This window comes from Leptospira levettii, from assembly GCF_002812085.1.
Lineage (GTDB): Bacteria > Spirochaetota > Leptospiria > Leptospirales > Leptospiraceae > Leptospira_A > Leptospira_A levettii.
Genome location: NZ_NPDM01000010.1, coordinates 1 through 25,074, shown reverse-complemented (window position 1 = coordinate 25,074; position 25,074 = coordinate 1). Strand labels below are relative to the sequence as shown.

General features: G+C 38.3%; 18 protein-coding genes. 8 read left to right on the top strand and 10 right to left on the bottom strand.

The genetic code is table 11. From position 1 onward, the window contains the following. Positions 1-36 precede the first annotated feature (36 nt). The gene (locus CH354_RS18075; RefSeq protein ID WP_100726763.1) at positions 37-510 is read left to right on the top strand and encodes a PaaI family thioesterase; all 474 of its coding nucleotides are present in this window, start codon (positions 37-39) and stop codon (positions 508-510) included. An 8-nt stretch (positions 511-518) separates the two neighbouring features. Here the strand turns inward: CH354_RS18075 and CH354_RS18070 are convergent, their stop codons facing one another. Then, positions 519-1,127, bottom strand: coding sequence for a TetR/AcrR family transcriptional regulator (locus tag CH354_RS18070; protein ID WP_100726936.1), 609 nt, complete (start codon positions 1,125-1,127; stop codon positions 519-521). Positions 1,128-1,235: 108 nt separating this feature from the next. Between CH354_RS18070 and ppnP the strand changes: the two genes are divergently transcribed. Continuing rightward, positions 1,236-1,547: a pyrimidine/purine nucleoside phosphorylase gene (gene ppnP, locus CH354_RS18065; RefSeq protein WP_100718568.1), complete on the top strand. Its 312-nt coding sequence runs from the start codon at positions 1,236-1,238 to the stop codon at positions 1,545-1,547. On the opposite strand, the gene CH354_RS18060 is transcribed toward ppnP, so the two are convergent. Then, complete coding sequence (locus CH354_RS18060; protein WP_012476865.1) at positions 1,538-1,717, bottom strand: YegP family protein; 180 nt, start codon at positions 1,715-1,717, stop codon at positions 1,538-1,540. The two genes, ppnP and CH354_RS18060, sit on opposite strands and share 10 nt — an antisense overlap. Positions 1,718-1,850: 133 nt before the next feature. Between CH354_RS18060 and CH354_RS18055 the strand changes: the two genes are divergently transcribed. Both CH354_RS18055 and CH354_RS18050 read left to right on the top strand, forming a co-directional pair. Beyond that, positions 1,851-3,728, top strand: a complete 1,878-nt coding sequence (locus CH354_RS18055; RefSeq protein WP_100726762.1) for a 7TM diverse intracellular signaling domain-containing protein — start codon at positions 1,851-1,853, stop codon at positions 3,726-3,728. An 88-nt stretch (positions 3,729-3,816) separates the two neighbouring features. Further along, positions 3,817-5,346 (top strand): MASE3 domain-containing protein, encoded by a 1,530-nt coding sequence (locus CH354_RS18050; RefSeq protein ID WP_100726761.1) that lies wholly within the window; start codon positions 3,817-3,819, stop codon positions 5,344-5,346. Here the strand turns inward: CH354_RS18050 and CH354_RS18045 are convergent. From CH354_RS18045 to CH354_RS18030, 4 genes are read right to left on the bottom strand one after another with little or no spacing between them, the layout of a single operon-like run. After that, the gene (locus CH354_RS18045) at positions 5,326-6,378 is read right to left on the bottom strand and encodes a hemin-degrading factor (protein ID WP_100726760.1); all 1,053 of its coding nucleotides are present in this window, start codon (positions 6,376-6,378) and stop codon (positions 5,326-5,328) included. The genes CH354_RS18050 and CH354_RS18045 overlap by 21 nt on opposite strands. Beyond that, entirely contained in the window at positions 6,375-7,154 is a 780-nt protein-coding gene (locus CH354_RS18040) for a heme ABC transporter ATP-binding protein (protein ID WP_100726759.1), read from the bottom strand. Before CH354_RS18040 ends, CH354_RS18045 begins: the two co-directional genes overlap by 4 nt. After that, positions 7,151-8,137: a FecCD family ABC transporter permease gene (locus tag CH354_RS18035; RefSeq protein WP_100726935.1), complete on the bottom strand. Its 987-nt coding sequence runs from the start codon at positions 8,135-8,137 to the stop codon at positions 7,151-7,153. The genes CH354_RS18040 and CH354_RS18035 overlap by 4 nt, the downstream gene beginning before the upstream one ends. Beyond that, on the bottom strand, positions 8,134-9,000 hold the full coding sequence (locus tag CH354_RS18030; protein WP_100726934.1) for a heme/hemin ABC transporter substrate-binding protein: 867 nt from the start codon (positions 8,998-9,000) through the stop codon (positions 8,134-8,136). The genes CH354_RS18035 and CH354_RS18030 overlap by 4 nt, the downstream gene beginning before the upstream one ends. Positions 9,001-9,127: 127 nt before the next feature. Between CH354_RS18030 and CH354_RS18025 the strand changes: the two genes are divergently transcribed. The 3 genes from CH354_RS18025 (at position 9,128) to CH354_RS18015 (ending at position 12,967) form a co-directional block, all read left to right on the top strand. Then, on the top strand, positions 9,128-9,835 hold the full coding sequence (locus CH354_RS18025) for a hypothetical protein (protein WP_100726758.1): 708 nt from the start codon (positions 9,128-9,130) through the stop codon (positions 9,833-9,835). 61 nt (positions 9,836-9,896) lie between these two features. Next, positions 9,897-10,586 carry an HmuY family protein gene (locus tag CH354_RS18020; protein WP_100728770.1) on the top strand — a complete coding sequence of 230 codons (690 nt, stop codon included), beginning with the start codon at positions 9,897-9,899 and terminating at the stop codon, positions 10,584-10,586. Then, the gene (locus CH354_RS18015) at positions 10,586-12,967 is read left to right on the top strand and encodes a TonB-dependent receptor plug domain-containing protein (protein WP_243396152.1); all 2,382 of its coding nucleotides are present in this window, start codon (positions 10,586-10,588) and stop codon (positions 12,965-12,967) included. The genes CH354_RS18020 and CH354_RS18015 overlap by 1 nt, the downstream gene beginning before the upstream one ends. Before the next feature lie 17 nt (positions 12,968-12,984). Here CH354_RS18015 and recD read toward each other — a convergent pair whose 3' ends face one another. The 4 genes from recD to CH354_RS17995 all read right to left on the bottom strand — a co-directional run bounded on the left by recD (position 12,985) and on the right by CH354_RS17995 (position 23,683). Beyond that, complete coding sequence (gene recD / locus CH354_RS18010; RefSeq protein WP_100728768.1) at positions 12,985-14,787, bottom strand: exodeoxyribonuclease V subunit alpha; 1,803 nt, start codon at positions 14,785-14,787, stop codon at positions 12,985-12,987. Beyond that, the gene (locus CH354_RS18005; RefSeq protein WP_165780946.1) at positions 14,784-18,395 is read right to left on the bottom strand and encodes a UvrD-helicase domain-containing protein; all 3,612 of its coding nucleotides are present in this window, start codon (positions 18,393-18,395) and stop codon (positions 14,784-14,786) included. The genes recD and CH354_RS18005 overlap by 4 nt, the downstream gene beginning before the upstream one ends. 2 nt (positions 18,396-18,397) lie before the next feature. Beyond that, positions 18,398-21,709 (bottom strand): exodeoxyribonuclease V subunit gamma, encoded by a 3,312-nt coding sequence (locus tag CH354_RS18000; RefSeq protein WP_100766565.1) that lies wholly within the window; start codon positions 21,707-21,709, stop codon positions 18,398-18,400. A gap of 249 nt (positions 21,710-21,958) precedes the next feature. After that, positions 21,959-23,683, bottom strand: a complete 1,725-nt coding sequence (locus tag CH354_RS17995; RefSeq protein ID WP_100766564.1) for an alpha/beta fold hydrolase — start codon at positions 23,681-23,683, stop codon at positions 21,959-21,961. 170 nt (positions 23,684-23,853) lie between these two features. Between CH354_RS17995 and CH354_RS17990 the strand changes: the two genes are divergently transcribed. Beyond that, positions 23,854-24,951: a helix-turn-helix domain-containing protein gene (locus CH354_RS17990; RefSeq protein ID WP_100766563.1), complete on the top strand. Its 1,098-nt coding sequence runs from the start codon at positions 23,854-23,856 to the stop codon at positions 24,949-24,951. Positions 24,952-25,074 lie beyond the last annotated feature (123 nt).

Sequence of the window (25,074 nt, the reverse complement as noted above, 5' to 3'; positions counted from 1 at the left end):
AGGAATGTTACTGCTGGTAACATAAGTAGGGAATTTATGCAAACACTAAGCACAGCGGAAACCCAGGCCATTTTACAAGAAATGACCGAAAATTTTAATCACGGTGGTAGAAAAATCACAGTTCCACCTCCCATATTTGTAGCGATGAATGCTGAGATCATTTCCTATACAAAAGGAAAAAGTATTACTGTATCTTTCCCGGTAACGGAAGACCAAGCCAATCCAATGGGAATGATGCAAGGCGGAGTGATCGCTGCCGCATTTGATAATGCGTTTGGACCTCTTAGTTATTTGGTGGCAAAACGCCCAACAACGACAATCGATATGAATATCCAATACATCCGAGGAGTTGCCGTAGGCCAAAAGGTGATCGTAAAAGCAACAATCGAAGCAAAAGGATTTTCAACGATTCATATGGTGGGAGAGATGCGAACGGAAAAAGATAAATTGTTAGCTACGGCGACTACCAATTTGTTGATCTTAAAAATTCCAGGTGGAGTAGGGGAGTAATCCTTTTCTTATTTAGAATCGTAACGTTCGAGAAGCATTTCAATGATGGTAGGAGTACACGTGGTTGTATCGTTGAAATGTTGGCTCATGATCACACCATGTAAAAATGTTTTGATGAAAATCATTTCTTTGTCAGGGTCTTTGATTCCATAAGCCCTAAAACGTTCCCGCATGGCTTCTTTGAACGGAGCAAACCGTCTTTCCACGTTTTCGATCATTTTTTTGGAAAGGGAAACCGCACTTGGTTGGAATAAACAAACGGATATCAAAACCATCGTTTTTCGTTCTTCCTTTGCAAATTGGATGGAACGAATGAAAAACTCTCTTACATATTCTTTCGCTGATAAGTTAGGTGGGATATTGTTATAGAATCTTTCCTGTTTTGCTAAATGGGTATCAATGATTTGTTCAAAGATTTGATTTTTGCTCTTAAAATAATTATAAGCTAAGCCTTTCGAAATTTTTGCATGGTTTGCAATCATTTCCATTGTTGTTTGGGCAAATCCGTGTTTGGAGAAAAGGACAATCGCAGAGGCCAAAATTCTCTCCGTGGATCTCTCCCTAGCTAATTGCTTTTTGTTATCGGATTTATTGGGAATCTTTGGTGGCACTGTCATCACCGTTCCTGTTAATCTGAATTTCGCAAACACTTTTTGGACCAATTTCCCAAGGAATTGGTTGAGAAATCACTTGGAAGCCATCCCTTGCTTCGAAATCTTGTCTGTATGAGTTCATTTACATCCGTAACAGTACTAAAATCTGCAAATATTTACTATGATGGAAAGGTCACAAGTCGTACCGTTTTATTCCCCAATGGAGAGAAAAAAACTCTTGGGATCATGATGCCAGGAGAGTATGAATTTGGAGCGGATCAGAAAGAGATTATGGAAATCCAATCTGGTAAATTATCTGTATTGTTACCAGGATCCGAAACATGGCTTCAAATTAACGGACAAGCTACCTTTGAAGTCCCTGCTGGATCCAAGTTCAAATTAAAAATTGAAACAGTAACAGATTATTGCTGTTCTTACGTTTGATCGTCGATTCCTGCATCTGCGGCATTAGTTTTTACAGATTTGATGCCGTTTTCGCATGCTTGTTTTGATGAGTATCCTTCACTAGAGGCAATGATTTCACCATTGGCTGCCTTGAGTCGGAATCGGAATTCTCCTGCTTTGTCTTTGTAGATTTCAAACTTTGCTGACATGTACGTATCTCCTTGGAAAGGCAATGGTATCAGATCATTAAAAATTCTGGCAATGAAGTTTTATTTCTAATTTTGAATCATCTCCAGTTAATTTTTTTCATCCAATGAAACAGGAACGTGAAAGGGCCATCAAATGATCCGAAGGGTTTTGAAACAGATTCTATGGCTACTAATTGCATTTTTTTCCATCATTAGTTGCACATCAAAATTACCAGAAAGGCCTATCATCCAATATAGCTTTCAGAATTTAACCTTAGAGCAAGTGCTAAACGACGAGGTGGAATGGTCCAAACCAGAAGAATTGAGATACAATTTTGGATATTGGAAACGGTTTGTTTGGGTTAAGTTCGAACTGCTTAATGCATCCCAATCTCCTTCTCATTACATTTTAGATATCGAATCACCATGGGTCGATGAAGTGGTATTGGCATGGAAGTCTCTCGGTAAAGTGGAAACAACTGTCTTTCGGGGAACCGATACTCATGCACTGAAAGAAATCCCACACCGAAATCCAGTCTTTCCCCTCGATTTGTCACCGAATGAAAAAAGGACTGTTTACTTAAAAATAGCAAATGTTGGGATCCTGTCGGCACCTCTCAGAATCTGGACACGAAATTCCTTCCTTGACCGAGTGGAAAGAGATTACATAGCCAATGGAATTTATTTTGGAATCATCTCTGCCTTATTACTCTATAACCTACTTATTTTTATCAGCGTAAGAGAGAAGGCTTATCTCTTCTATTGCCTGTACCTAACTACACTCCTTGTCAACTATGCACTGCTTGGTGGATTCTTTAAACAATTGTTAATACCAGAATCAACTCTGAATGTGAAACCTTATTTGTATACCTCAGTCAATGCATCTCTTTTGTTTGTTGGCCTCTTTTCTTTAACCTTCCTCAATTTGAAAACTGTACATCCTAAATTGGATCGATTGATTTTAGGAAGTGCTGTGGCAATCGGAGTGTATTCTGTTTTTTCGTTTCTCATTCCTTACCATTGGATGGAAATTTCTTTTATCTATACGTTCCCTTATTTCATTCTCTTATTAGTCTCTGCCGGAATTTACTCCTATTGGAAGGGAGTGAAGTCTTCACTCTTTTTTGTTTCGGCTTGGGTGACATTATTTGTGGGAGTCATTGTGGATTCTTTAACAAAGGCTTCCATCCTACCAACCACTACGTTTGGACGGTATGGGGTTCAAATTGGGACCGCATTGGAAGTTGTTTTGTTTTCTTTGGCTCTTGGACGCAGGTTACGATTTTTATTAGAAGAAAACTTAGCATCCCAAAACCAGTTATCAGCGATTCGTAAAGATTTCGAAATTGCTCGCCGGATCCAAATGAGAATTTTGCCTGCGGAAGTACCAAAGTCGGAGCATATATCAGCCATTGTTTCTTACCTACCTCTCTATGATATCGGAGGTGATTTTTATGATTACTTCGAAACAAATGGCAACGAATTAGGAATTGTCATCGCCGATGTGACTGGGCATGGAGTGAGTGCGGCACTTGATTCTTCGACAGTTAAGATTGCATTCAGGAACGCAAAAAGCTTTATGCATTCTCCTAAGGAATTGATGGCTGAGATGAATCAATTTTTATGCACAAGTTTACACGCACGTTTTGTCAGTGCTGCTTATTTTTATTTTGATTTTGAGGCGATGAAACTAACGTTTACTTCCGCTGGCAATCCTCCCTTAATTTTCATTCGAGATGGAAAGGTGCAGTCAGCGGAATGCCCTGGACTCCTTCTCGGAGTGAGATCTGATTTTTCTTATGAACAAAAGGAAGTGTATCTAAAGAAAGGAGATCGGTTACTCATTTTTACAGATGGTTTGTACGAAAATTTAAAACCTAACGAAGATTTGTATTCTATCTTATTCCCTGAAATTCGACCCATTGTAGGATTCACACAAAATGAGTTTCACCAAAAACTATTAGAAAGGTTGTCATCTATTAGAACAATTCTAAAGGATGACATTACTTTTATTTCACTCGATATTGTATGATTCCCTAATATACCTTTCTACTTTTCTGGAATCTATATTTTAAAACTTGAATTTTCGCAAATGATCTGTTAGCATACACATCTAAAACATGCGTATTCACAACTCTTTTCTCGATTTGAAACAAATCCAATTTTATGGGATGATCCTACTTTTTTGTGTCATCCCTATGGCATGTATCTTATATTTCCCGGATGTATTCTACAAAGAATATCCCATTGAGTCTTTTGTTGTATTTCATAATATCACGGAAATCTTTAGCATCATTGTTTCGTTATCTATTTTTATACTCGGGTATTCTTCATACCCTCAGAGTCGCAATACACAAACTTACTTTTTAAGTATTGGATTTTTGGTGATTGGGCTTATCGATTTTATGCATACACTTGGGTATAAAGGTATGCCTGATTTTGTAACTCCCAACACAGGTAATAAATCCACTCAGTTTTGGCTCATCTCAAGATTAATAACAGCACTTGTTTTTATCGTGGCAATTTATGTTAAACCGAACGGGCGATATAGTGCGTTTCGGGGATACTTATACATCCTCCTTTCGTTTCTCATTGTAGGATGTGTTTACCAATTGGTCATTTTTAATTCGCATCTCATCCCAGATACCTATGTCCATGGTGTTGGTCTCACTCAATTCAAAAAGAATGCAGAGTTAGTGATCATGTGTATTTTGGTTGTGGCGATTGTCTTATATTCCTTATCAAAATCCCTACATTCCGAAAAACAAAGGCAATATTTTTTAGCTGCATTTATTATCTGCTTTTTTAGTGAACTGGTATTTGCCGTTTATACAAGTGTATTCGATGTGTTCAATGTATTAGGTCATATTTTTAAAGTAGTTGCCTTTCAGTTTATTTATAAGGCAGTTTTTGTTTCTGCGATTAACGAACCTTATGAAAAGTTAATCCATACAAATTCGCTACTTTCCAAAGAAATACAAGAAAACGAAGAGTATGCAAAAGTCATACAGAAGTCATTAAAAGAAAAAGAGAATTTAATCGGTGAGATATTCCATCGCACCAAAAACTCGATTGAACTCGTTAGGTCGCTATTGATGATCCAGTCATCAGATTTTCCTGATGATAAAAATATACGGACAATCGTAGATAATACATCCCTCAAAATCCAAACCATATCACTTGTGCATGATCATTTGTACCAAAACAAAGACTTAAGTGAAATCCAAGTCTCTGATTACCTTTTGTCGCTTACGGAATTGGTGAAAACAATGTTTCCAGGAAAAGGGAATGGGGTCGATATCCAACTCGAAGCAAACCAAGGCGTACTGTTGTTAGATACTGCGGTTCCGTTGGGATTGATTTTTACGGAACTCCTTTCTAATAGTTTAAAATATGCGTTCACTGATGGAACCAAAGGGATCATTTCGATCAAGTTTAAGATTGAAGGGGATCGGTCTCATTTTGAATACAAGGATAATGGAGTAGGTTTACCTGCTTCATTTGATATCAGTGATCAAAAAAAATTGGGATTGAGTTTGCTTAAGATCATCGCTGAAAAACAAATGGGAGGATCCTTGAGTATTGATGGTACCCAAGGGTTTTCGTTGAAATTCGATTTTCCGAATAATTTATATAAGAGACGGGTTTGAAATTGTTTCTCTTCCTATAACATCATGGACTAACTCAAACCAGATTTTTGATTGAGGGATTCCTGGTTTTCTTTTTCCAAACATTTGTAATATAAGAGTTCCATCTTTGTCAAATAATTCTATAGAGGTAACAATTCCATCTCTTGTTGGTTTGTTTACTACATAGGATGTTTCAATTTGATCGGTTCTTAAGTGTAAATTAAAAATTGGATCTAAAACATTGAACCATGGTCCCATTGTTTGTAAATTTTTGATTTTGCCGGTATGGATTTGGATGATACTTGGATTCCCTACAAAAATCATAATTTCGAGATCCATCTTGCTTACCTTGTGCAGTAATTCGAGGAAATCATTAGTCGCTATACGATAGGAAAATTTACCTTCTGTGGCTTGTAAGGAGAACTCACGCGAATAATCGTATTTTCTGAGTAAGGTGAAAAAATCGTGAGTATCTTCTAGTTGACTCCAGTCTTCTATAAATTTTGGGATCAGGTTTTTATCGTTTGATTCCATCTTTCTTTGTCTCGCAACGAATTCATTTGAAAAGCGAATGTTTTCGTCGACAAAGGTAATTTTTAGTGTTTCCCATCCTTCCTCAGAGGATTGTTCGGTATTGTAAATTTTGTGTACTGCTTCGCCTGATAGATCAAAAAATTGAAAACTTTTAGTCATTGAATCTTTTTTCGTTTCTTCCACATAAAATCCAAATTTCCAATCCTTCAAAAAGATTCGTAGATCAATGTCTTCTCCGACAGCAAGTGCAGTTTGTCCATTGACTGATAAATTGGAGTAAGTCCCTTTTCTTTCGTGGACACAGGATTCATTGCGAGTCAAAGCCATTACATGCCCAAGTTTTGGAGTTTCCAAAAGGAATTCCGCAAAATTAGGTTTGAGTGTTTTGACTCCATTGCCAATGCGAGTTGCAAGGAGTTCTGCTTCACTTACGTTTAAGTGTTTTGCTGCATCTCGAATTCGTAAGTTTGGGATCTCGGTTTTAAGTGTTTCCCATTTTTGTTTCAAAGTATCGTTCATATTGGACCTCCTATGATCTCTGGTATGATAAAATTGATTTCATTTGTTTTCAGAATTTTTGTTTTGATTCCGAATGCGATTTCTATATTTTTTGTGGTTAACACTTCTTCTACGGAACCGGATTGTATGAGTTTTCCTTTGTCGATAAGTGTAACTCTATCTGCATACTGTGAGGCTAAATTTAAATCATGTAAGATCATAAACACCGCATAACCTTTGTCTGCCATGTGACGACAGATATTCAATGTTTGGTATTGGTTGGGAATGTCTTGAGCAGAAACTGGTTCATCTAGAAAGATGTACCTGGGAGGAGTTTCCCAAACTTGTGCTAAAATCCTTCCGAAATTGATTTTTTGTTTTTCGCCTCCCGATAAAGTAGGGTAGTGTTGTTGTCTTAACATAGTCGAATTCGTAATTTTCAGACAAGTTTCTACGATCTCACTATCTTTCGTTTTATCTGCTACATGTGGGTATCGACCAAGTGCAATGATTTGTTCTGACGGAATCGGAAAGTTGATTTGTGCATCTTGTGTTAAGACAGCTCTCGTCTTTGCCAGTTCGATTTTCGTAAAGGATTCTATTTCAACTTCGTTACAATAAACTTTGCCAGATTGGAGTTTTGTGTCACCGCATAGTAAATGGAATAACGTAGATTTTCCTGCACCATTGCGACCAATGAGAACATGGAGTTCACCTGGTTTGATTTCGATATTGATTCCTTCGAGAATGGGTTTCTTCCCAATTTGATAGGATATGTTTTTACCAATGAGTGTCATAATGACTGTTTCCTCTTTAGGATTAAATTTAGGAAAAAAGGAGCTCCGAGTAAGGCTGAAACGATGCCAACTGGAATTTCGGATGGAGCGATGATCACTCTACAGATTGCATCAGCAAAACACAAAAGTCCTCCGCCTAAAAAATAAGAAGCATACAATAGGTAACGATAATCTTGTCCGATGGCAAGTCTCACAATGTGTGGGACTGCAAGTCCAATGAATCCGATATTCCCAACAATGGAAATACAAGAGCCTACGCTTATCCCAATCAAAACTATCATACATGTTTTTAGAATTTCAACAGAGACGCCTAAATGATTTGCTTCCCGTTCCCCTAAGATAAGTACATTTAATGGTTTGATCAGGAAAGGACTTATGAAAATGGGGAGAAGATAGAAAATAGAAAATGATTTAAGTAGGTTCCATGACGCTCCACCCAAACTTCCCATATTCCAGAGTGATAAATTTCTTAATTGTGATTCACTTGCTAGATAACTTAAAATTCCAATAAAGGAAAAACAAAGTGAATTGACTGCAATGCCAGATAACAAAATTGACTCAATGTCTGTTTTCCCTTTTCTATTTGCGAAAATGAAAATGAGAAAACAGGAGATCATCCCACCAAAAAAAGAAAAAATGACAACACTCCAAATTGTATGAAGGAATGGGATGAATCCACCGAGTACAATGGCAATCGATGCAAAGAGAGAACACCCAGCAGTGATCCCAATGAGTCCTGGATCAACAATAGGATTTCGAAATAAACCTTGTGCGAGTGCTCCCGACCATGCAAGGGAACCACCTACTAGAATCCCTAGTAAGATGCGAGGGATTCTTAACTCGAAGAAAACTTTTGATTCGATTGAATCCATAAACAAAATTTCGCTCCAATTAATCTTCATCGCTCCGAGTTGAGATGAGATGATGGTTGATAAGACTGCGAATAGAATGCTGAATGAGATAAAGAACTTTTGTTTCTTCATTCCATTTGTTTCCATTTCTCATTTAATGTTTTTAGTGCTTGTGGAAGCCGAGGGCCAAATCCTAACAGCAACTGGTCATCTACTAGGATGATATTTTTTTCTTTCCCCGCCCTGGTGAGTTCGATTCCATTGATGGACCAAATCGCATTTGTACCGCCGAATCCTTCAGCTGATGATTCTGGCATCAGAATGATATCTGGATTGGCTTTCACTAAAGCTTCACTCGTGAGTGGTTTGTATTCTGAAAATTCGGTGATAGCATTTTGTGCACCTGATAGGGTGATCATGGAATGAGCAGCAGTCCCTAAACCGGAAATGAAGATAGAGCTTGGGTTTCTTGAATAAAGAAACATCACTTTCACATTCGTTTTTTTCAACTGTAGTGATTGTGTTTGTGTTCGAATTTGATTCACAAGACTTTCTGCTTCTTTTTTCTTTCCGAGTAGGTTCCCAACAGCTAACACACGATCAATGGGTGTATCTAGTTTGTATGTATCGGGAAAGAGTGTGACCTGGATTCCAGTCTCTCTAAGATTCTGAATGGTTTGGACAGGCCCTGCTGTTTCTAAACCAATCACTAAGGTTGGTTTAGAACTTAATATGCCTTCCGTTGTTAAGGTTCGTTGGTAACCAACTACTGGTAAAGACGTTACTTCTTTCGGATAACGTGAGGTTGAGTCGATGGCAACAAGTGTCGAATTGGCCTTTAGTGCAAACACGATCTCTGTGATTGTTCCATGAAGGGAAACAATCCGTTCCCTTTTCTCGGACAATAGAGGTGAGGCAAGGCATAGAATCAAAATGGGAAGGGAGTAGAATAGGGACTTGGAAATCTTTTTGTATAGGTTATGCGTATGGATCATGGGCCAAGACTGAGAGTGGGTGTGTCCTTTGTCAATAATAATGAGAATGAGACTCAAAATAATCATTGACGCAATCGGGGAGGTTTCTTTTTTGAGACTTAGAATCAATTAATCAAGGAGAACAACCATGAACCTAACCAACCGAATATTTAAAATGGGACTACTGATCTGTTTCAGTTTTGTATCCATCCAATGTGATGATGATGACACCCAAACGGATACTGCAGTCTTTTTAGGATTGTTAGCTGCTGATGCGAACAAACGCTGTGAAACTAAGATTGATACATCGTATACATCTGGCTCGTATGCAACATTGTGTACGCCACAAGCAGGTCCTGGTCGTTTCTTTCGTTTGGAAGGAATGAAAGCCTTGGGGGACAATGGATACTTTTATTTATTCCTAGGATATTCACAAACACCAACTTCATCCACACCGAGTGCTTCAGGACAATATTCATTTGTTGCAGGTAAGTCAGTATCGAGTCCGAATCCATATGTTTGGTTTCGTAACTTGGAATATGGGAACTACCAAGGGGGACAAACTGCAAGTGGAGCCAACTCAACCGCATTTAGTTTTTCCACAGAGCAAGAGTTATGCGTATCGTTTTCAGGAACAACCAGTGCACCGACCACGTATTTATGGGTAACGGGTGTGAGTGGAGCAAATTGTAAGAATACCGCCACGCTTCTAAAGGAAAATGCAGTCATCAATTATGGAAGTTGGCCAAACTCAGGGAATGTTTTGTCTACGAGTGGCCAGTCCTTCTTTCGGTTTAGCAATGTGAGTCTTTTAACCGCATCAAAGATAGTCGTTTCATCGGAAAGTGTACAATAAATCAAACTCAGTCAGATCGGAATATTCGATCTGGCAATGAAATCTTAAGAAGAGAAAAGATATGCCATCAAAACAATTCATTTTAAAAACCTGTTTTTTTTACTCCATTTTACTTATTATTAGTTCCTTCCAAATTCAATGTTCCATGAAACCAAAGACGGAAGATAATTCACAGGCTTTGCTTTTATTATTAAATGAAAGTAGTACGAGTTCCAATTGCTCTAGTGTTCCAACAAATGCTGTTGTGACTTCTGGATCCTTTACGACTTCAGCTAACGCGTCTTCTAATTGTAATTGGGTCTATGTAAGTTTGAAAAGGAATGGAGTTTTGTCGGATGTAAATAGTCAATGGGATCTTGCTTTCAAACGATACAATGTAGCAACGAATAGTGGGACAAGTGGATCTGGCTCCGGTGGAGCATGTGATTCCGGTCAAACAAACTTTTCCAATGCATTTAATGGATCAGAATGTACGGCTGTAGTTGACCTAAAACTTTCCAGTTCAGGCGGAGGGCCTGTATCTGCTTCCTCAGAAAGTATCAATCCGACAATGGCGGCTCCCTTAGATCTATCACCAATGCCATCCGGTTATGGTACTTGGTATTCTTATTCCAATGGAATCTTAACTGCTAGGACAAAAGTATTCATTGTGACTGGAAGCGACGGCGCAAAGTATGCGGTCCAGTTTCTGGATTATTATAATGCAGCTGGTACATCAGGTTTTCCGAAGTTCCAATGGAAAAAACTCTAATGAAACCATTGGATTTATCCAACGTAACGAGAGTTTTATTTTTCCTTGTATTTTGGAGTTTCATTATATTATTTTCGTTTCAGGGCATTTATCCAGAATCCAAAACGGATTCTATAGAAGATAAATCAAATATCATCACAGTCACAGGTACAAGACGAAAGAATTTATTAAAAGATTCTACCATTACAACTGAGGTCATCACAAGAAAAGATATCGATGCTATGGGGGCTCGAGATTTATCTCAAACCTTAGGTAATGTGCCGGGAATTGAGATAAAACCTGCGCAGGCAGGAGAAAGAGGGCAGACTGTCCGGTTACAAGGTTTGTCTGCTCAAAATGTTCTCATCTTAGTGGACGGCCAAAGGACAACAGGGCGTTTTAGTGGCTCAATTGATTTGACTCGCTTTAAAGCAGAAGATATTGAAAGGATCGAAATCGTAAAGGGTGCTTCTTCTGCCATTTATGGTTCTGATGCCATTGCAGGAGTCATCAATATCATCACAAAAGAAGCACAAGATCCTCTCTATGCAGAATTTCGTTCGTTAGGTGGTGCTGGTAGTGAACGATACTTTGGCCCTTATATGGAATACCGAAACTATGCATCTGTTGGGGCAAAGTCTGATAATTTATCTACCTTATTTACAGTAGGTTGGCATAAAGGGGAAGGGTATGACCTTACTCCAGATGCTACAATTGGTCCAAGGAACGGGCGTTATGCATCCCTAGCTCCAGGGTACAATCCATATACGTTTGATACACCTCTTGCCAGCCAATACATTTTGGCTACGCGTTTTCCTATGTACACTCCACCCTTAGAGTCTACATCAGGAAGTGCTTTTAATGATATGAATTTATCAAATAAGACAGTTTATCGGGCAACTGACAATTTGATTCTCACAGGACAGTTTTATTATAGGCATTTAGACCAATCCGCTGTTGATGCATCACCTCCCAGAACCATTTTTGATCGAAGGAACAAAACTCATGATTTTATGGGAGCATTTAACGTAGATTGGATTGCATCTCAAAAAATTAATTTAAATCTTAATGCAAACTATTCCAGATTCCAAGATCTCTATGTGACGGACCAAAGGAAAGCAGATGATTTAGACTCACAACAAAGAACTGACAATGCAGTCACAGAATTGAGAACCAGGGTAGATTATAAAATATCTGAAAATCATGTGACTTCGGTGGGAGCTGAAAATTTACAAGATCAAATCTCTTCGGCAAGGATTGCTTCCGATTGTCGACGAACCTATCCTAATGTTTGTTATGAAGATTTTAATCCATTGTTAACGAAAGGCCAGTCCATCAATGGGAATGCTTACCGATTTCGCAATGCGTTTTATTTGCAAGATGAGTGGAGGGTGTCAGATAAACCAAGAATCCAAATAGTTCCTGGGATTCGGTATGACCACGATTCCATTTATGGAGGGGAGTGGCTTCCCAAACTTGCCGTACGATATGACGTCACGGATCAATTTAGAATCCGAGTGGCAAATGGACTCGGATACCGAGCGCCAAGTTTCCAAGATTTGTATTTTAATTTTTTGAATCCGGGTGTTGGGTATCGTGTGGTTGGGAATTCTGATTTGAAACCAGAATTATCACGAAGTTATAATTTCGGTTGGGAATGGGACATTACCAAACGGATTTGGTATAGCTCAAATTTATTTCATAATAATGTAGATAATTTAATTGGTTACCGAACAAATCCTGTTCGAGATGCATCAGGCCTTATGGTGTTCCAAACATCCAATTACCAAAAGGCAATGACCCAAGGCATTGAATCTTCCATTAGTATCCGTTTGACTGACATCGTGACAACAGGTGTTGGGTATACGTATACAGATACGAAAGATGAATTAACCAATTTGCCATTGGAAGGTCGGGGGCGTCATCGTTGGAATTTGAATCTTAGGGTGGAAGAAAAATCAAGTGGGATTTCCTTATCGGTTTTTGCAGTTGTTTTTGGAAAACAACCATACTATTGTATCAAAAATCCGCTTTGGTGCAATCCGGATTTACCATCTAACTTTGATTCTTTGGAAACTGCCTTAAACCAAGAGTCGCAAAACTCAATTCAGAATCTTTTGGGAGCATTGCCAACGGTTCTTTCTGATTACTGCGCGGAGAAGAATCTTTCCTATTGCACCACAAGTCCCACGTATGGATATCGTATGGTGAATCCCTATACGAATTTAAACATCAGGCTATCGCAGAAGTTTTTAAGCCACTTCCAATGGTTTGTGGGAGTAGACAATGCATTAGATGCTTGGGATTTGCAATACAATCCGCAACGACCAAAATTCTATTACTTTGGTTTGGATGGGAAATTTGCTTTTAGTGATGTGAAACTAAAGAATGGAGATTCTTGAATCTAAAAAAAGTTATATTAAAAAATTTGAATTCCTGTATACCGTTTGCGGAATGATTGTAATCCAAATTCCCATGTTTGGAAATCTCCAAGTAGGATTACTCTTTCTTTGGCGCGAGTGATTGCCGTGTACAAGATCCTTCGGTTCAGAATGGAAAGATTGTTTTCTGCATCCACATCCAAAGCTGTTATGGGAGGGAGATAGAGTAAAATCGATTTGTATTCCGAACCTTGGCTTTTGTGTATGGTGAGAAAAAAAGCTGGTTCATGGTCAGGTAGTGTATCCAGTGCAAAGGAATACAAACGATCTTCAATGGAGAATACTGCCCTTAATTCAGAATGGATCGAAACCACAAGGCCAATGTCACCATTGAATAATTTTCTCATTTGGTCATTTGATTGGATGATGATGGGCATCCCTTCAAAGTAAAACGACTTAGATAACTGGCGGTATTTGAGATTCGTTTCGTTTTTCGGATTTGTGATTTGTTTTTTGGCATAACTCAAAATCTGATTTTGGATGGCTTCAATTCCAAAGTAACCATTTCGTAATATCGTGAGACATCTGTACTCATTTAAGATGGATTCAAACATCAATTTATTCTTTGGGTCTTTTAGTGCGTTCGGTTCCCAATGGAGGTTTGCGGCTTCTTTAGCAGTGTGTAGATACCATTCTTCCCATAAAAATGGAACCATACTCTCTAAGTTCCAATCGAGGATCTCGTGATGGTTTCCCTTTGTTTGCTTTGTTTTTTTATCACCTTGGATCCAAACAAAATCCTTTCCCAAATGGAGTTCTGTTTTTGTGATAAGGTTTGGTTTTGGGAACGATTTCGTTTCATTACTCTCATCAAAGGATTGTTTGACGACTTCAGCAAACACACTGAATTCAGAATCATTCGAAAACCGGTGGTTACTTTTAAGTTCTGATAAAAATTCTTTTTTGTTTTTTAAGGTCGTGATGAGATCGGTTAATACCTCACCTTGTCCAACCGAAGGAAGTTGGTTCGGATCACCGAGAAGTATAATATGAGTATCAAAATGGATTGCTGAAAAAAATAAATTCATCAATTTTAAATCCACCATGGACGTTTCATCTATGATGATCAAATCATATGGTAAAGTCCGCTTCTCACCAAATTTGGCTTGGTTTGTCGTTGGATTGATTTTTAAAACATTGTGAATGGTTTGTCCACGGAACTTGGAAGACTCAGAAGGATTCTCTGCAAATCTTTCTAAATTCCTTTGGATGGATTCAGTTAATCTTTGTGATGCTCTTCCTGTTGGTGCCACAAGTGCAATCCGTTCCACATTGGTGAGTAATTCCAATCGGTATAATGCCATTAAGAGAAAGGAAACCACTGTCGTTTTCCCAGTCCCTGGGCCACCAGAGATCACTCGAAAGTTGGAGGTGATGACATCTCTGATTGTTTCCCTTTGTTCTTTCGCAAGTGTGATCTTTGATTCGGTTTCTAAACTTGTAACGATCTTTGTGATTTCTTCGTCAGTGATCTTTGGCTTCTTGTTTTGGTTTGTTTTATGGTTTAAGAATGACCGTAGTAAAGATTCGAATTTGATTTTTTCTGAATGGCTTTTTTGCAGATACAGTCGAGATTCTGTTCCCACTTTCTCAATCACAAACGGGAAATACGATTTCAGTTTATCGATTGTGTTGTCATCTGTGATAGGAATGTACAGATCTCCGCTTTGGGATTGTACCAGTAAACTTGCCATTGTATCCTTGAGTGACGGGTCCCAATCGGGGAAAAGATTATATAAGGAATTCACAAAGGATTGGATTTTTTCATCGATCACTTTCATGAATATACCTTTTCTAATTGGTCAGAAGCACTACGGATATAGGCCATCACTTCTTTTTTGATCCCTTCGAACTGCTCGAGAGTCCATTCGGAATCGGAATGTTTTAAATCAGAGTAGATACCGGTTTGTTTATCCCCAGACATCCCTCGTAAGAATAAATAGTAGGCTCCACCAAACTTGTCTAAGGCTACATCGGGTCCAAAAAGAGACTTTAGGTATTCAAATAAAATAAAGGAATACACTGACTTTTGGAAGAGATACCCCTTATCTCGGACGGCATTGGCGACGGCTTCGCTACTATAATCATTGTTCGGTAAGAGATTGGATTTATAATCGACAATATAGTATTTCTTGTCCTTCACAAACACCAAATCGATGGCTCCTTTTAAGTAATGTTCGAAACCATCGGTTAAGGAAGCACCACTTTCAAGGAGTAAGTTTTGTAAGAATAAATGGAATTTTAATTCTGCGGACTTTTCTTCTTCCTTTAATTCACTTAAGGATATGGAATTGCCCGTCGCAAGGTTGATCTTTGCTGTCATAGCTTGTTTCAATAGGGAAGCAACAGTCTCTTCTATTTTAAGTTCCTTACCCTCAACTTCGATTGGATATCGAACAAACGATTTTTGGTAAGCCCACTTCCATACAGAACTTTGTAGGATCGCATCCACATCCAATTGGAAGATTGAGAAATCACATAATTCAAGAATGTTATGTAAAAAATTTCCGATCTTCGCACTGGAAGGCAATTCAAAAGTGGAACTCACTTCCACATCAGGAGTTTCTTCTAATTCTTTTTTCTTTTCTTCTTGGGTGACATTTAAGTTTTTTTCACTTGCTTGCAAACTTGTGTAACTATGCTGCAAGAGCACTCTACCAATTTTGATTTCAGAAGGGTATAAAATCGGGGAGGTTGGTTTCTTCGGTTGGGTGTCATTTGTAGGAAGAGGATTTGTATTTTGTACTTCTGCAATTTCACTTGGATCTCTGAACACAAAACTCGATGTTAGAGAAGGATTCTCTTTTCGTAAGGATTCAATTCTTTGTAATTCCTGATAAAGGATCTGGCTATAACCAGAATTAGGAAGTGTATTGGACCTTCCCCAATTGAGTTTGGGAAGGTAAAGCCTTAGATTAGGTCTCGTAAGTGCTACATATAACAGACGTTTTTGTTCGTTTAGAAAATGGTTTTCTTCGTCTTCTTTATCGGGATTTACATCCCATAAACCAAGGATCCATTTTCTTTTTTTGCCTTCAGGAGTTTCGATTTCGATTGAGTATTCTTTATTGGGAATGTTGTTTCCCCTGTTTCCAAAATAAAATAAGAATACAACTGGCCACTCTAATCCTTTTGATGCATGGATGGTTAAAATTTGTACAGAATCTTCTTCTGTTTCGCGATCAAATAACGGCTCTTCTTCGGGAGATTGTTTTTTTTGTTTGAGCTCACGTAAATGGGAGAGTAACTCTTGCAAACTACAATTTGACTTCAGTTGTATTTCTAATAATTTTTGGAAGATTTGCCGGAAGTTTGTACGTTTACGTTCCCATTCGAGTGTACTTTTGCCTTCCAGCCAAAAGAGTTTGGTTTCATCCATCACCGAACGAAAGAAACTGGCATACCGATTTTCTTTGACGAGTCTTTGCCATTTGTCGATGAGTGATTTCTCATACGAGTCAATGGAGTGTTCATCAAACTTTTGGATTTCATGTGGGTGGATAGAAAAGATATCAGAGAATAGAATTTTTTTATAACTTTGTGATGAGTTGGCACCGAGTAAACATTCCAAAAGATTTTGAATTTGGTCTGCTTCTCTTGATTGGTAAATCCCTCTTTGTTTGTAGATGGAACATGGGATACCCGCTTTTGCTAGATAAGATTCAACAAGAGCTGATTCTTTTTGATTCCCACAAAGTATGGCTATGTCCTTTAACTTGATCTCTTGGGGAGCGCGTTCCCCTTTTTTGTGATACGAGAGAATTGTTTCTTTGGTTTGGATGCGTTTGATTTCATTTCGAATAGTTTCCGCCCAAGTATTTCTTACTTTACTTACGTTTTGTATCCGTTCTTTGAAATCAAAAATATGAATCGCTGATTCATCGGGATTTACATACTTGTATTTGATGGTTTCAGGGTCAGGCGAAAATACTTTATGGTATAAGTAGTTTTCTTTTTTAGAGCCTGGTTCTTCGATGGGGAAAAAATGTGTTGTACCAAATTCTTTTGTTTCATCATGGAAAATGGTATTGAGTCCATGGATTAATTCTTTTGTGGATCGATAATTTGTTTCTAAGGTAGATTTGGATTCAAAGTCACGAGATGCATCTAGATAAATTCCAATATCGGCTCCGCGAAATCCGTAGATACTTTGTTTCGGGTCACCAATACAAAAGAGCATTCTTGACTTTGTATCTTTGTCTAAAAATAAAGTTTTGAAAATTTGGTATTGGTTTTTGTCTGTGTCTTGGAATTCATCTAGGATACAAACTTGGAATCGTTCTTGTAAGGATTGGACCAAGGTTTGGTTTGGGTTACGAACAATCACATCATAAACCTTTAAGATCATTTGATCATAGGTCAGGTATTCTCCTTTATCGATGATGGATTTTGTTTTCGAAGTGAGATCGATCACTGTATTTTGTAAGAAGATGGATCCTTCATAATCCAATTGATCAAGAGGGAAGATTTCCTTCAGCGAATCGACTACCGATTTTATTTTCCCTTGTAACGCAATGGCAGCTTGGTCTAATTTCTTGGCAATCGTACTCCCTTCCAATAGGAAATAATCGAATCCTCTAGCCTTACCAATATCCTTACCAAGAGAACGTCCTAAATCCGCAATTCGTTGTAATTCATTCGCTATATACTTTTTATCTTCGCTACGGATCGCATTTGCAAATGGCTCAAGTGAGGACCAATTCTCCATCCATTGTGGGATGCTCCCTTTAGCTCCTTGCGCGTAGATTGCTTCTCCAATTGGTCCTTTTAAAGCTTCGCAGATTGTGGGGATGTCATCCAACACATTGCTTTTTTTTGCATTGTGAATACAATCGTCTAAGGATACAAATTTCGGAAATACATAGTCCTTTGTGTCGGCAAGGAGTTTAGAAGTTGTGTTAACAACGAGGTCTTCCTTCGTTTTTAAATTAGAGATGAGAATCTCATTTGCGAGTGATTGTTTGTCTCTACCTTCCCATTGGCTCCTTTTGAGCTCGTAAAACGTCTTTCGAATCAATTCTTCATTCGATGTCAGTTTGACATTAGGATTGTTTTGGGTTTCGACTGGGTATTCTGTTAACACCATATTGCAAAAACCATGAATGGTGGAGATCGTAACTTGGTCTAAATCTCGGAGATACTGGTAGTATTCTGGGTGTTTGCCGTTGTCATAGAGCTCTAGGATTTTTAATTTTAATCGGGTCTTTAATTCTCCAGCAGCTTTTTCTGTAAAGGTGAGCACTAAAAATTGCAGTAGTCGATTCTCTTTGATATGATTTGTTACATCATGAGTCATCACTTCACCTAACATTTGCATGATAAGGTGTGTTTTTCCGGTTCCAGCAGATGCTTCGATAAAATTGGGATGGTTACGCAAAGGATGGTCCATGTTCAAAATCCTTTTCTCAGAAGGGGTAAGAGTAGGGGGTAGACCTTCTGGAACGAAAATTGGTGCAATAAATCCTTCCCATAAGGCGAAAGTTTCATATGCTCAGACTCGAATTCTAAGATTTGGTCTGCCTCTTCTTCCAAAAATTCCTTCCAAGCAGTTTCTAATGCATCAGCATCTTCCTTTGAGTGATCCGTTCCCATCTCTGCAAAAAACAAATTGAGTCCAGGATTTGGTACATACATAGGTGGTGATTCATTGATGAGAGTAACAACACTTCGTATGTAATTAGCAGATTCCACTTCAGGTAAATGGTCCAAGGGAAGGATCATATCCTTTTCTTTTTGTTTCGATAGGATGGGGATGATGACTAATTTTTTTCCTATCGTTCGAAAGAGACAGGCGCTTAAGAATAGAAGGATCATCTTACCAAAATAATCTTTTAAATAATCCTTAAAGTAATCGTTTGGTTTTTCTGGTTTTGGAACAAAACTCCTTGGATAAAACCAATAGTAAGTGTCACCAATCGCAATGAGATTCTCCCACTCGCCAGTGATCGACTGGTTTTCATCCAAAGGAAATGATGGTAATTGGAAACCGTCTCGTAGTCCAGTATCACCAATCGAGAGGGAACTCAAATATTCCATTCCATTCGCATTCGAAAAGAGTTCTACCTTTAATGTTTTGTACACTTCTGCAATTGCAGTGAGTTCCTCTAATAAGGATTCTGATGTGACTAAATGGAAAGCACCATAGGGAAACTCAGCTTTTTTCTCTGCGATTTGACTGAACTCATTGATTTTTCGCTGAATCGTATCTTTGTCCCAAGGCCAAACTCCTTCGTTTGCCAAAGACTCTGTAAAGAGTGGTACAAATTTTGATTTGAATAGGTAAGATTCCAATGAATTGAAATAAAATGGTTCTTCTGCAGACGTTTCCTCTTCATCGTCAATGTAACCTAAGTTTTCTTTGATGTAAGGGAGAATTGGATTTTTGAATGCAGATGCAATGGATGATATTGAGATTTCTTTTTTGGATTTTAATTCTGAATTAGGTAAAACCAAATCTTCTAAGGAAGTAAAACTTGGTTTTGGCAATTGAGTCTCTAAACTTCTATACTGTTTTAAATTTCTAGCATAATCATAGGAATGTAGAATTTCCTTTTCATAAAATTGACTATAGGGTGTTAGTGGGATTTCGGTTGCTCTATCGATCCCAAGTGAATTCATGATCTCAAATAAGCTCGAACAAGGCTCAAATTCTTTATCTTCTAATGTATTCTTTCCAACATAGGAAAAAGTGATACTATCTTCTGCTGATAAAATGGTTTCCCAGAGTAACGATTCTTGGATTTCGATTCGATTTAAGTCCCAAGGTTTAGTATCATTTTTTCTGAGATTAAACCTAGATAGGTCTTTGGATCCAGGAAACTTTCCTTCACCTAACCCAACGATATAGATATGGAAAAACGGAATGGGTCGCATGGGTTGCAAAAGAGAAATGGTAATCCCTTCCGTAAGGTAATTTCCTTTTTGAGTCGCAATGTTAGAAAAAATTTCATCCGTTTGTAATTTCAGGAATTGTAAAAAGTCATTGGTATCGTTCCATTCGGTATCACACCATTTTGCAATCGTATCTAACCATGTTGTCAAATAGATCCTTTCGTTTTCTGTTTCTTCACTAAACTGGAAGAACTGATTCCATTTGGATTCGAATGACTTAAATCGTTCCTCTGCAGGTAACTGTAAAAATTCCGATGTAAAAAACGTTTGTAAGGATTTGATTTGTTCCCAAACCAAATTCAGATGCAAAACAGAATCTTCTTCTGCCAAAGGATCTGTGATCATTCTCATCTCATCCCATGTGGTTTTTTCATCACTGATGACAGATAGGACTGCGCGTTTCACTCCGAAGGAAATCGTATAAGGGTTCTCCTCTTTGTTTTCATTATAAAGAGAACCAAGTGAATTCAGTAATTGGCTAACGGAATTTGTTTGGTCAGAGGATGTCGTTTTGTTTTTGCCAGTGATGAGTGGATTCTCTAGCAATTGAATGAAATCATCTTTTTCGATGCGTTGGTTTAAGAACGATGGGAAGAGAATTGAAAATACTTTGTATAACAAAGAAGAGTCTTTTGCCACTAAATCAGAAAGTGAATAATTCAAACGGTGGAGAGTAGGGGTCTCCTCTAATCTTTGTGTTGTATAAATCCCACCATGGAAAACCCATTCAATCGCTGCTTTGTAATCATTGGTATTGGGAACAAGGATGGCAAAGTCTAACAGACTTAAAGCCCCTTTGCTTGTGCTGATTTTGTGAAGGATATCATGGGCGATGGATTCCATCTCGCGGTATTCGGAAGGTGCATTCCATACCCGAACGGTTTGGTCATCTAAGTAGTTCTCATCCTTAACCTGTTCTTCCAGTAAGATGGACTTTAGTTTTGCAAGCATACCTCCACTTGCATATTTTGATTTCTCTTTTTGTTTGGTGGTGTTTGAAAATTCTTTTGCTAAATACGATTGTGGTTTTGCAAATTTGGATAAGTAGTTTTTGGCCTTCTCTGGATTTTGTCCAATGACTTTGCCATTATGAAATTGGTAGATATAGATGTTTAAATTTGCATTTGGATTTTTCGAAACTGTTTTCAAAAAATCAATATATGTCCCAGACAAATTGGACAAATAAAAAAAGTGCAAACTCCCTTGGAGGGATAATTCTTTTCCTTTCTCGAGGTAATAGAATAAGTTTTGTTTGCCACCTTGGTTTGTCCCAAGGTAAATTTTTTTTTCCAAGTCCCAGTACGGATCCTTTGTCAAATGGTTTGGGATTTGACTCTTCGTATCCTTTAGCCAGTTGTGGATCCAATCTGACCTATTGAGTTCATAGTCTTTGAAATACTTTGTCAATAGGTCTGATAAATAGTATAACTTCGGTAAATCGGAGATGTATGTTTTGATCTCTGGATGATTTTGGAATAAGGTTGTTTGGTTTTCATAGAGGAAACGAAAACAATCTTTTTTGAATGAATTGTAATCATAAAATTCTTCCTCTTCTGCCCAAGGAGGAATTTGTAAGGAAGCGAAGATCGTTTTTAAAATTGCTTTTTCTAAAAATGTAAATTCTATGTTGATCGAGAGTTGTGAGTCATTGTACTTCGGGATGTTGAGTTTCAACCAAGGGATCAAATTCGTATTCGGCACAACCACAAGTGGCATACGAAGTGGATTTTCAATTTGTTCCTTTTTAATTTGTTTGGTTAGTTCCGAAGTGATTTCGTGCAGATGGAGTCCTGCAAAATAATGTATTGGCAAAAAAAATCCCTTATTTCAAAAATCAAACATAGTTTCACCTCGTAGAACTTGGGATGCAATCATTATCTGTTGTTCCTTTTTGAAAAAGAAACAATTAGGGCGCCATTTCCGGCTATACGCTCCAATCTTTGCCAAAGGCAAAGGATTTCCGCTACTATCCGGGGCGCTTCTATTTGAATGAGAATAAAAAAAATGGGAGAGAAGGTCTCTCCCAAATCTTCACCTAGCAAAAACTAAGTGGTCTTCCCTTCATTCACTTTCAAACTTAAGTGTGGATGCAGTGCTTGTGCTGTGTTTAAATGTTGTTGTGTAGAGTGAAATTGGTTTTGGAACCGCATACATTGGGTCAATGTTATCAATCGCCAAACCAATGCGAGATCCCGCAGGGAAGTCATGTGCGACTGCTTGGAGGTCTACGTTTAGGTCTACGTCTTTTCCTTTCACATTGAAAAGAGTTGCAGTTCCATGGCTGATGAGTTTTCCCGTTCCCCAAAAGTCAACTTCATAGAGGTAAACAACTACATGCGGTGCGTAGTCAGAACTATTGATACGACCTTTGTAAAATGTTCTCCCACGAAGTTTGAGTGGAGAAGAAAGACTATCAGATAGATACACCATGGCGTTAGTTCGATCAATTAAATTCACATTGGTTGTGACTGGAACAGAAACAGCACCATCCAATATCTCTGATAAAAGAGGAACTCCTGTTGTGGCACTTGTTCCGCCAGATAAGATGGTATCATTCCCATTGCTCGTGTTTGCTGTTGTTGTGATTTTGCCTGGGCTAAAGAGTCCCATTGGTCGCAAGTGGTAAGTCTTTTCAACTTTAGATGGATTGGGCCAAGAGGAATAACTCACTCGATCACTAGAAAAACGTTTTTGGATTGTCACTTTTGGTTTTGTCATGATTCCATTTTGGATTCCTTTTAACCAATAATCGAACCAGTCATAGGCATTGGTCCAAACATAATTGTTAATTCCGAGAATCCCACCTATCTCTGCTGTTGCATGGATACCATTGTTTAAATCCAATTTTTTAGGAACCGTGAGTTGTTCGAAGTAGGGAAGGATTTGGTTTGGTTGGAATAAATTATCTTGTGAGTTATTGGAAATGTATACTGGTTTGCCAGATGCATTGAGTTCCGCTACAAAATTGTTAGGTGATCTTTCTCTTGCCCAGGATAATACAGTGGCAACGTCTCTTGTATCCAATAGTTTTTGAAAGTTCTCTGCAATGATTGGATCCATACGTCCTGTGATATAACCTGCGGTGACAAGTAGGAGTCCCCAAACAAGTCTTGGTGATTGGTTGCCATAAAGAGAATCAGGTAAACTTCCCCAACCACTCATAGCCACTGCGGTTTTGATCCTTGGTTCTTTGCTGAGTCCTAGTAACGAAATTCCCGCTCCATACGAAATTCCCGCAATACCAATGTTTGACGCATTCACTGGAGCATTCGCTAACAGGAAATCGATTCCTTTGGAAAGGTCTTCCATATCTTTGGGTCCTGCCACATTGATGAGTCCACCGGATGTTCCGAACCCTCTTGTGTTGTAACTAAACACAACATATCCTTTTTTTGCGAGTTTGGCTGCAGGGACAATGTATTCGTATTCATTGAGCGCCCAGCTATTGACAAATATAATCGCAGGGAAGGGACCTGTGCCAGATTTTGGTATGAACAAGTTTCCTGTGATTTTTACACCGTCGTTACTTAAAAACGAAATGTTATCGTTAAACGAAAAACTTCCATCGTTTTCATTTTGGAATGCCGTTTGTATATCTCTAGTGTATGCAGCATTACTTTGTTGTAACATTTCTGGTGTCGCATTTGTGCTTTGCGACCCGCCATTTAACACCGATAAGATGGCATTCGCTTCTTTTCCGTTTTGATTTCCATTCCCCCCACACGCCACAAGTAGGAAGTTCCCTACGATGAGGAGGAGAGTGAGATAGTTTTTTTGCTTTTTCATAATTCGCCTCTGAATTGCCTCAAAAATAACATAAAGAGGGAGGGTTTGCGTCTAAAATGGGAATCTTGGACGAAAAAGTAGGTCTAAAATGATAATTTTGTACGTTTTATTCGTACACTCGCAATTCCAAACAGTTGACGAATCCGTGCATATTGTCCGACTTTTGTCGTATGTCTGAATTTATGGGGTCTTGGCTCCAATTTGGTGCCTGGTATCATTTTGTTTTAGGAATCGGAATCCTCGTAAAAGAGAAAGGTTCCAAAGGGTTTCCCTTCGCAATGATTGCGGCTTTTTCTGGCGGGACTCTCATCATTTATGCATACCGATTGTTTGCAGGATTCGAATTTGAATTCCCACTCCTGAATCATGGGTATGTGCCCATCATCTATTTGATTCCAGGGAGCATGCAGTATACCATTGAACAGTTCTTAAGTACAGAACCAGTTTCTGTTGGAAATCTCAAACGGTTGTACCCAACTTTTGCTACAGTTCTTCTCCTTGTTTCCTTACAAATCTTCTATCCACAATCCTTAGAACAATCCATGAAGGAAAGTTTTACGGGACTTCCGTTTTCAATTCCAGAATACTTGGCCTTACTTGGTTGTTTGTATTGGGTGATCAGTTTCTTATGGATGATTTACCAATACAGACATATCCTCTACAACAATCCAAATGAAGAAGCAAAACTTGGTGTCCGAGTTTTGGGGATGATTTTAAAAGGCAATATAACATTTGCTAGTTTTATTTTCTTTAGCACTTTATTCCGTTGGAACTCTGGGATTTATTTTACGGCAGGGATCGCCACACTCATGGCAGTCGTTGCGTTCATTGGAACAGAAATCAATCATGAGTTGTTTAAGGATATATTACCTGGCCTACGACAATCCTATCGTACATCTAGAATCTTAAATCTCAATTTAGAAAAACTGCAACAAGACTTAGACCATTTGCTAAAACAAGAATTCGTATACCGTGAAGAAACAATCAATTTATCGAATCTCTCGGAACGACTAGGGATTAAAGATTACCAATTGAGTGAGTACATCAATGCGTATTTAGGTATGAACTTCAATCGATTGGTGAATGAATACCGAATTGCAGAAGTATGCCAACTGATCGAACAAAATCCAAAAGTCAATTTGTTATCACTTGCATACCAAGTGGGTTTTAATTCCAAAGCAAACTTTAATGTAGCTTTTAAGTCATTGAAGAAAATGTCACCAAGTGATTATGCGAAGTTAGTGGGAAAAGGGGAGAGGGGAAGGTAGGGGGATATGAAAAGATAAAAGTATAATGCATCGATTCATATTTTATAGATCCATATAATTGAAAAAAATGTTAAAGCCATTTCCTCTCAAAGGAATTTTGTATTTCCTCTTTTACCCATTGAG

What these genes read in the sequence shown, in the direction of transcription:
- CH354_RS18075 (WP_100726763.1), top strand. Translation starts at nt 37, where the DNA reads ATGCAAACACTAAGCACAGCGGAAACCCAGGCCATTTTACAAGAAATG.
- CH354_RS18070 (WP_100726936.1), bottom strand. Translation starts at nt 1,127, where the DNA reads ATGACAGTGCCACCAAAGATTCCCAATAAATCCGATAACAAAAAGCAA.
- ppnP (WP_100718568.1), top strand. Translation starts at nt 1,236, where the DNA reads ATGAGTTCATTTACATCCGTAACAGTACTAAAATCTGCAAATATTTAC.
- CH354_RS18060 (WP_012476865.1), bottom strand. Translation starts at nt 1,717, where the DNA reads ATGTCAGCAAAGTTTGAAATCTACAAAGACAAAGCAGGAGAATTCCGA.
- CH354_RS18055 (WP_100726762.1), top strand. Translation starts at nt 1,851, where the DNA reads ATGATCCGAAGGGTTTTGAAACAGATTCTATGGCTACTAATTGCATTT.
- CH354_RS18050 (WP_100726761.1), top strand. Translation starts at nt 3,817, where the DNA reads ATGCGTATTCACAACTCTTTTCTCGATTTGAAACAAATCCAATTTTAT.
- CH354_RS18045 (WP_100726760.1), bottom strand. Translation starts at nt 6,378, where the DNA reads ATGAACGATACTTTGAAACAAAAATGGGAAACACTTAAAACCGAGATC.
- CH354_RS18040 (WP_100726759.1), bottom strand. Translation starts at nt 7,154, where the DNA reads ATGACACTCATTGGTAAAAACATATCCTATCAAATTGGGAAGAAACCC.
- CH354_RS18035 (WP_100726935.1), bottom strand. Translation starts at nt 8,137, where the DNA reads ATGAAGAAACAAAAGTTCTTTATCTCATTCAGCATTCTATTCGCAGTC.
- CH354_RS18030 (WP_100726934.1), bottom strand. Translation starts at nt 9,000, where the DNA reads ATGATCCATACGCATAACCTATACAAAAAGATTTCCAAGTCCCTATTC.
- CH354_RS18025 (WP_100726758.1), top strand. Translation starts at nt 9,128, where the DNA reads ATGAACCTAACCAACCGAATATTTAAAATGGGACTACTGATCTGTTTC.
- CH354_RS18020 (WP_100728770.1), top strand. Translation starts at nt 9,897, where the DNA reads ATGCCATCAAAACAATTCATTTTAAAAACCTGTTTTTTTTACTCCATT.
- CH354_RS18015 (WP_243396152.1), top strand. Translation starts at nt 10,586, where the DNA reads ATGAAACCATTGGATTTATCCAACGTAACGAGAGTTTTATTTTTCCTT.
- recD (WP_100728768.1), bottom strand. Translation starts at nt 14,787, where the DNA reads ATGAAAGTGATCGATGAAAAAATCCAATCCTTTGTGAATTCCTTATAT.
- CH354_RS18005 (WP_165780946.1), bottom strand. Translation starts at nt 18,395, where the DNA reads ATGGACCATCCTTTGCGTAACCATCCCAATTTTATCGAAGCATCTGCT.
- CH354_RS17995 (WP_100766564.1), bottom strand. Translation starts at nt 23,683, where the DNA reads ATGAAAAAGCAAAAAAACTATCTCACTCTCCTCCTCATCGTAGGGAAC.
- CH354_RS17990 (WP_100766563.1), top strand. Translation starts at nt 23,854, where the DNA reads ATGTCTGAATTTATGGGGTCTTGGCTCCAATTTGGTGCCTGGTATCAT.